This window comes from Bradyrhizobium sp. (genome assembly GCF_036009065.1).
GTDB lineage: Bacteria > Pseudomonadota > Alphaproteobacteria > Rhizobiales > Xanthobacteraceae > Bradyrhizobium.
Genome location: NZ_DASYMN010000092.1, coordinates 1 through 7,736, shown reverse-complemented (window position 1 = coordinate 7,736; position 7,736 = coordinate 1). Strand labels below are relative to the sequence as shown.

The window sequence follows — 7,736 nt, the reverse complement described above, 5'->3', positions numbered from 1 at the left end:
TTGCGCATCAGGTCGGAGGCTACGATGAATTCGTCGTTGCCGCCGCGTTCGATCTCCTGAAGGATGCCGATGCAGCGGATCAGATGCTCGTCCACCGTGTAGTGGTGGTACATGTTGAACTGCATCATCGCGACGATCTTGCCGAAGGTGCGGATGAAGCGGCCGAGCACGCCGGTCTCGTTCATCCGCCGCAGCACGATCTCGGCGTCGTCCGAGGTCAGGATCTCCATGAAAATCCGGTTGGCCTCCGGATTCTCGCGCAGTTGCGTGTTGATCAGCTTCAGCGACCGCGTCGCCGCGCGCATGGCGTCGGGGTGGAACGCGAGATTGTTCTTCTGCGCCAGGCGGAAGATCCGGATCAGGTTGATGGGGTCGTGCTTGAAGACGTCGGGGGCTGCGAGATTGATGCGGTTGTTGTCGACGATAAAATCGTCGCTGTCGGGCACCCGCCGCTGCTTGGTGCCCGGGCGAAACCGCGCCATCATGCGGCTCAGCACCGGCGCCGGCTTGGCCTGCTGGTCCTCCAGCTTTGCGCACAGGATCGCGGTGAGGTCGCCGACGTCCTTGGCGATCAGGAAATAGTGCTTCATGAAGCGTTCGACGTCCTGCATGCCGGGATGCGAGGTGTATCCCAGCCGCACCGCGATCTCGCGCTGCATGTCGAACGACACCCGCTCTTCGGCGCGGCCGCTGACAAAATGCAGGTTGCAGCGAACCGACCACAGAAAATCCTCGCAGCGGCGGAAGGTGCGGTATTCCTGCGCGTCGAATACGCCGCTCTCGACCAGTTCGGCGGTGCTGCGGACGCGATAGACGTATTTTGCGATCCAGAACAGCGTGTGCAGGTCGCGCAGGCCGCCCTTGCCGTCCTTGACGTTGGGCTCGACCAGATAGCGCGATTGCCCGGCGCGGCGCAGGCGCTCCTCGCGCTCGGCCAGTTTCGCGGTGACGAATTCGGCGGCGCTGCCCTGCACGACCTCCTTGTCGAAGCGCGCGACCAGTTCGTCGTACAGCGGCTGGTCGCCGGTCAAAAACCGGGTTTCCAGGATTGCGGTGCGGATGGTCATGTCGCCGCGCGCCTGGCGGATCGATTCATCGACCGACCGCGTGGCGTGACCGACCTTCAGGCCCATGTCCCACAGGCAATACAGGATGGCTTCCGCGACCTGTTCGCCCCAGGCGGTCTGCTTGTAGGGCAGGATGAACAACAGATCGATATCGGATTCCGGCGCCATCAGCCCGCGGCCATAGCCGCCCGTGGCGATCACCGCCATCCGTTCGGCGCCGGTCGGAACCGGCGAGCGATACAGATGCCGGGTCGCCGCGGCGAACAGGATGCGGATGATCTCGTCCTGGATGAAACACAGCCGTTCGGCGCAACGCCGGCCGTGACGGTCCTTCAGCAGCACCGTCTGCGTCGCCGCGCGCGCGGTGATGAATTCGGCCTTTAGCAACTGCGCGAGATGGGTGCGGAAAATATCCTCGTGCCCGGCGTGTTTTGCGGCCAGCGCGTCGACCGCGGCGGTGATCCTCGCCGTGTCGAAACGCTCGTCGGCCTCGGGAGGGGCCTCTGTCACAACGCTGTCCATGAAGTATCCGGATATCGGACGGCGCCGGCGCTGTCACGGATCATTGTGGGATGGCAGCACGTCCATGCTGCTTTTCATGGGCTTTAAGCAATCGCGTTCTCGCCCGGATGCTTTCGGGGTACGTATTTTCTCTCTTGACGCATCGAATTAACTCATTGAAGTAAAAGAAATTTTTCCGACGTTTGGAATGTGCCGCGGCTGCGGAATGGTCCGGCGGCGTTGACCATCCCCGGCCATCTGCTTGATCCTTCATTCACGGAGACAATGACAATGTTCAAGATTTCACGGCGTGCTTTGGCCGCCGCCCTCGCCGTCTCGGCGCTGAGTCGAGGCGTCGCATTCGCCGCCGACGCGCCCAAGGAGATTCGGATCGATTGGGCGACCTACAATCCGGTGTCGATGATCCTCAAGCAGAAGGGCTTGCTGGAAAAAGAATTTGCCAAGGACGGCATCAGCATTGTCTGGGTGCAATCGGCCGGCTCCAACAAGGCGCTGGAATTCCTCAACGCCGGCTCGATCGATTTCGGCTCGAGCGCCGGCTCCGCGGCGCTGGTCGCCAAGATCAACGGCAATCCGATCAAGTCGATCTATGTGTATTCGCGCCCCGAATGGACCGCGCTGGTCACGGGCAAGGATTCGAAGATCGCGAATGTCGCCGACCTCAAGGGCAAGCGCGTCGCGGTGACGCGCGGCACCGATCCGCACATATTCCTGGTGCGCGCGCTGCTCGACGCGGGCCTGAGCGAAAAGGACATCACCCCGGTGCTGCTGCAGCACGCCGACGGCAAGACCGCGCTGATCCGCGGCGACGTCGATGCCTGGGCCGGTCTTGACCCGATGATGGCGCAGGCCGAAGTGGAGGAGGGCGCCAAACTGTTCTTCCGCAAGCCGGCCGCAAACACCTGGGGCATCCTCAATGTCCGCGAGCAGTTTTTGAAGGATTATCCAGACGCGGTCCGCCGCGTGCTCGCGGTCTATGAGGAAGCGCGCAAAACTTCGCTGGGCAATTACGACGACCTGAAGAAAACCTTCATCGGCGTCACCAAGCTGCCGGGCGAGGTCGTCGACAAGCAGCTCAAGGAACGCACCGAACTCACCCACAGCCGCATCGGCGCGCCGCAGCGCGACTCCATCCTCGCCGCGGGCCTCGCGCTACAGCAGGCCGGCGTGGTGGACGCCAAGGTCGACGTCAAGGCTACGCTGGATTCGCTGATCGACGACCAGGTCCCGCTGCCGACGAATTGAGGGAAGGACCGTGATTCATTGCCGGACTTGCCCGGCAATGACGCCCAGCGTCGGGACATATCAGCCGCGCTTCGTAGATTTATTCACCGCCTCGGCCAGACTCGCCTTCGCTGATCCCGGTGGCAGCGGCTTTTGCTGGCTTTGATGCGGCGCCCAGCCCGACAGCCAGACAAGATCGAAGGTGGCGCGGATGCGGCCGTCGGGATCGGCGAATCGTTCGCCGTAAACTTGCGCCGTCCGCAGCAGCGTGGCGCGGCGGGTCGGGACATGGCGGCGCTCCACCAGCACATTGGTCGCGCCCATGCGCCGCAAATCCTGCATCAGCGCCAACGCGCTGTCGTAGCGCACCACGATGCGGTCGACGTCGGTGACCGGCAGCGCAAAACCTGCGCGCTGCAGCAGCGCGCCGACATCGCGCAGGTCCGCGAATGGAGCCACCCGCGGCGAAATTCCACCCTCAAGCTCGGCTTCCGCGGCTGCGAACGACTGCCGCAGCTCGGTCAGCGTATCGCCACCGATCATCGCCGCCAGCAGCAGCCCGTCCGGCTTCAGCGCGCGGCGGATTTGCGCCAGCACGCCGGGCAGATCGTTGACGAATTGAAGGGCGAGCGCGGAGACTGCGAGGTCGATGGACTCCGGCGCGAGCGGCAGCGGCCTGGATTCGCTGTCCGGCAGATCGACGCGCGCCAGTTGGCCGACGCGTTTAGTCAGCGCGTTTCGTACCTGATCGCCTGGCGTGCCAATGTCGCCTGCGCGCGCAAATTCCCGCAGCACTGCATGCAGCCGCTCCGTCATGTCTTCGGCGACGCGGTCGAGCAGGAACGTTGCGGGGCCCAGCTTTTCGGCACGCTTCCGCCGCGCGCGCAACAGCGTGCGGTCGAACAGAATTGGTGCGACGTTGGGGTTGGCGGCCATGCCAGTTTGGTACGCCGTTACAACCGTGTCTGGCAATCCGGCGCTTGAGCAACAAATGGCCGGGCTGCTAGCCTTCGCCCATGGAAGCCGGGACCGCACCGCCACGTTCGTTCGGCCACACCTTGCGCGCGGTGTGGTCGCATGCCGCGCGGCTGGCGCTCGATGTCGCGCTGCCGACGCTGTGCGTCGCCTGCCGCGCACCGGTTGCCGGCGTTGGCGTCTGCGCCGGGTGCTGGGCAAAACTGTCGTTCATCGCGCCGCCGCTCTGCCCGCGGCTCGGCATTCCCTTTGTCTATGACCCGGGTCCCGGCCTGCTGTCGATGGAGGCGATCGCTGATCCGCCGGCCTATTCGCGCGCCCGCGCCGCGGTGCGCTATGATGACGTGGCGCGCACGCTGGTGCATGCGTTGAAATACCACGACCGCACCGATCTGGCGCCGGCGATGGGGCGCTGGATGGCGCGGGCCGGCAAGGAACTGCTCGCCGGGGCCGATCTGCTGGTTCCGGTGCCGCTGCACTGGCGGCGCGGCTGGAGCCGCCGCTACAATCAATCCGGCGCACTCGCCCGCGCGATCGAAAAGCACGCCGGCGTGCCGGTTGCGGGCGACGCGCTGCGGCGTATCCGCCCCACCCAGCAGCAGATCGGGCTGTCCCGATCGCAGCGCGCCAGCAATGTACAGGGCGCGTTCAAGGTCGCGGCGGACCGAAATGCACAAATTCAGGGTCGCCGTGTCGTCCTCATCGACGACGTTCTGACGTCGGGGGCGACCGCCGACGCCTGCGCGCGGGCGCTGCTGCGCGCCAAAGCCGCGGGCGTCGACGTGCTGGTATTCGCCCGGGTTGTGGACACCCACAAAGCTCCCATATAGTCGGTTAATTCTCGAAGCAGAGCGCGATATGACCGTTACCATTGAAATCTACACCCGCCCGGGCTGCGGCTATTGCAGCGCCGCCAAGTCGCTGCTGACGCGCAAGAACGCCGTATTCACCGAGTTCGATGTCTCGAAAGGTCCGGCGCTTCGTCAGCAAATGTGGGATCGCGCCGGCGCCGGCTCGACCTTTCCACAGATCTTCATCGGCCAAACCCATGTCGGCGGCTGCGACGAACTCTATGCACTGGACCGCGAGGGCAAGCTCGATTCGCTGCTGGCGGGCGAAAAGGCCGATACATGAGCGCTGATCTCTCCTTCACGGCCGCCATGGTGCAGATGCGCACCTCCCTGTCGCCTGAAGCGAGTTTTAAGCAAGCCGAGGCTCTTATTCGCGACGCTGCCGCGCAGGGCGCAAATTACTTGCAGACCCCTGAAGTCAGCAACCTCATTCAAAAAAACCGCAAGGCGCTGTTCGAACTGCTGGCGCCGGAAGACCAAGACCTCTCGCTGAAGGCCTATCGGGAGTTGGCGCGGGAACTGAAGATCCATCTCCACGTCGGATCGCTGGCACTGAGGGCGACGCCGGAGCGCGCCGTCAACCGTTCGTTCCTGATCGCGCCGGACGGCGGCATCCTTGCCAGCTACGACAAGATCCACATGTTCGACATCGAACTGGACGGCGGCGAGAGCTATCGCGAGTCGGCCAATTACCAGCCGGGCGAGACCGCGGTCATTTCGGATTTGCCCTGGGGCCGCATCGGCCTCACTATCTGCTACGACGTGCGGTTTCCGGCGTTGTACCGGGCCCTGGCCGAAAGCGGCGCGGCGTTCATCGCGGTACCCTCCGCGTTCACGGTAAGGACCGGCGAAGCGCACTGGCACACGCTGCTGCGCGCCCGCGCCATCGAGAACGGCTGCTATATTTTTGCCGCGGCGCAGGCAGGAAAGCACGAGAGCGGACGCGAGTGCTACGGCCACTCGCTGATCGTCGATCCCTGGGGCGTGGTGCTGGCCGAAGGCGGCGTCGAGCCCGGAATCGTGATGGCGAAGATCGATCCCACCAGGGTCGAGAGCGCCCGCAAGTCCATCCCATCGCTGCAGCATGGCCGCCGCTTCAGCCTCGCCGACCCGAAAACAGGTCCGGAACATCTGCATCTGGTGCGGGGCTCGGCATGATCCGGTATAATTTACGCTGCGAGCGCGGCCATGCCTTTGAAAGCTGGTTTCAGAATTCGTCGGCCTACGAGTCGCAGGAAAAGCGCAAGCTGGTGAACTGTCCGGCCTGCGGTTCGGCCAAGGTCGAGCGCGCCATCATGGCCCCGCAAATCGTCGGCAAGAAGACCCGGGACAGCGCCGAGCCCTCGCCTGCCGCCGCCACCGAAGTTGCGACCCCTGCGTCTACCCCGCTGATGATGGCGCAGGAGCGCAAGCTGCGCGTCAAGCTGAAGGAACTGCGCGATCATATCGTCAAGAACGCCGACAATGTCGGCGAGCGTTTTCCGAACGAAGCCCGCAAGATGCACTATGGCGATATCGAGCATCGCCCGATTTACGGCGAGGCCTCACCGGAGGAAGCGCGTTCGCTGATCGACGAAGGCGTCGAAGTGTCGCCGCTGCCGGTGCTGCCGGACGATAGGAACTGACGGCGCTCCGTCATGGCCGGGCTTGACCCGGCCATCCACGTCTTGCTTCGTTCAACGAGAAGAAAGACGTGGATGCCCGGCACAAGGCCGGGCATGACGGTTCATCACACCGCCACCAGCATCGCGACACCGATCACGATCAGTGCGATACCGCTGAGTTCGCGCGCCGACAGCGGCTGCTTGAACGAGTAGTACGCCACGCCTTGCGCGAACAGCACCTCGACCAGCGCCAGGGTGCGCACATTGGCGGCGGCGGTGAGTGCGAACGCCAAAAACCAGAATTGCGACGCGAACGCGCCCATGAAACCCGCCAGCATCGACGGCTTCCATAGGCTCAGAATTTTCCTGAGCACGTCGGGCGCGCGCGCCAACAGATAGATCGTCAGCACCAGCGTCTGTACGAACAGCCCGCACACCAGCGTATAGGATGCCGCGGTCACGAACGACACGTTGGGCACGGTGATGATCGCACCGCGAAAGCCGATCGCGGACAGCGCGAAAGCCGCGGCCGCGACCAGGCCGATAATGGTCGGTTTCACTTCGGCGAACCCTTTCTCGCCGCCCGGCCGCAATGCGGTGATGACGACGCCGATCGTCGCGATCAGGATCGCGACCACCTTCAGCACCGTCAGATGATCGCCAAGAAACACGAATCCGAAGACCGCGGTCTGGATCGCTTCGGTCTTTATGTAAGCTGTGGTCACCACGAACGAGCGGTCGTTCATCGCGAGCAGCATCAGCCCGGTGGCGACGATCTGGCTGAGCGCGCCGAGCAGCAGCCACGGCCAGAACCCCGCGGCCGGCCACGGCACGTGGTCGCCCGTCGCGACGATCACAACGGCAAAGAAGATCAGCGAGAACGGAAAACCGAACAGGAAGCGGATATTGGTGGCGCCCCAGGTCCCCAGCGGCCCGGTCAACTGCCGTTGCATGGCGTTGCGCGCCACCTGGCCCAGCGCGGCCGTGATGGTGAAGGGAATCCAGAGCGAGGCGAGGGTGAACATGGATTAGGGTTAGAATGGCGGAAGCCGTGGGGTCAACCGGAGTCGTGTCATAGCGGCGATGGGCTACATATTCGGTCGTCACAAGCGGGCTTGACCCGGCAATCCATCCTCTTGGAAAAAGCATCTTGCGAAGAATGATGGATACGCGGGCCTTCGCCGCGCCGAAGCGGCTTCGGCCCCGCAGGCGGGTCGAGTCCGCGTATGACGCAGAATATGTCGCGGCGTCTTTCTCAAATTCCGATTCATCGATTCAAACAGCCACACTTTCGCGTTCTCGCGGCGCAATGCGTCCGAGGTTTGCCAGTCCCTCGCGAACCCAAGCGAGGCGATGGAGCGGCGGGAGGCGCCAGGGCACCAGCGGGCACCCCTTGAGGCGGGATTAACGTACCCACCTCGCGCGGCAAGGCACCGCGCGCGCCCAGTGACGTAGGGCGCGGCACCTCCCGGCGCTCCACCTTGGCCACCAGC

The 7,736-nt window shown here is 64.2% G+C and carries 8 protein-coding genes; 5 read left to right on the top strand and 3 right to left on the bottom strand.

The window, feature by feature from the left end; all coding sequences use genetic code 11:
* On the bottom strand, positions 1-1,589 hold a 1,589-nt coding region (gene glnD / locus VGP39_RS05660), incomplete at its 3' end, for a [protein-PII] uridylyltransferase (RefSeq protein WP_327567126.1).
* Between the two features lie 270 nt (positions 1,590-1,859).
* Here glnD and VGP39_RS05655 point away from each other — a divergent pair.
* A complete protein-coding gene (locus VGP39_RS05655; protein WP_327567125.1) occupies positions 1,860-2,834 on the top strand; it encodes an aliphatic sulfonate ABC transporter substrate-binding protein in 975 nt (324 codons plus the stop codon).
* A 60-nt stretch (positions 2,835-2,894) separates the two neighbouring features.
* Here VGP39_RS05655 and VGP39_RS05650 read toward each other — a convergent pair whose 3' ends face one another.
* Complete coding sequence (locus VGP39_RS05650; RefSeq protein ID WP_327567124.1) at positions 2,895-3,749, bottom strand: methyltransferase domain-containing protein; 855 nt, start codon at positions 3,747-3,749, stop codon at positions 2,895-2,897.
* 80 nt (positions 3,750-3,829) lie between these two features.
* On the opposite strand from VGP39_RS05650, the gene VGP39_RS05645 reads away from it, so the two are divergent.
* Genes VGP39_RS05645 through VGP39_RS05630 form a run of 4 tightly spaced genes read left to right on the top strand, consistent with a single transcriptional unit; the run spans position 3,830 to position 6,264 of the window.
* The gene (locus VGP39_RS05645; protein ID WP_327567123.1) at positions 3,830-4,618 is read left to right on the top strand and encodes a ComF family protein; all 789 of its coding nucleotides are present in this window, start codon (positions 3,830-3,832) and stop codon (positions 4,616-4,618) included.
* A gap of 28 nt (positions 4,619-4,646) precedes the next feature.
* Positions 4,647-4,922 (top strand): glutaredoxin 3, encoded by a 276-nt coding sequence (gene grxC / locus VGP39_RS05640; protein WP_327567122.1) that lies wholly within the window; start codon positions 4,647-4,649, stop codon positions 4,920-4,922.
* The gene (locus VGP39_RS05635; RefSeq protein ID WP_327567121.1) at positions 4,919-5,797 is read left to right on the top strand and encodes a carbon-nitrogen hydrolase family protein; all 879 of its coding nucleotides are present in this window, start codon (positions 4,919-4,921) and stop codon (positions 5,795-5,797) included. Before grxC ends, VGP39_RS05635 begins: the two co-directional genes overlap by 4 nt.
* Positions 5,794-6,264 carry a DUF1178 family protein gene (locus VGP39_RS05630; RefSeq protein WP_327567120.1) on the top strand — a complete coding sequence of 157 codons (471 nt, stop codon included), beginning with the start codon at positions 5,794-5,796 and terminating at the stop codon, positions 6,262-6,264. Before VGP39_RS05635 ends, VGP39_RS05630 begins: the two co-directional genes overlap by 4 nt.
* A 104-nt stretch (positions 6,265-6,368) precedes the next feature.
* Here VGP39_RS05630 and VGP39_RS05625 read toward each other — a convergent pair whose 3' ends face one another.
* Entirely contained in the window at positions 6,369-7,268 is a 900-nt protein-coding gene (locus VGP39_RS05625) for an EamA family transporter (RefSeq protein WP_327567119.1), read from the bottom strand.
* Positions 7,269-7,736 lie beyond the last annotated feature (468 nt).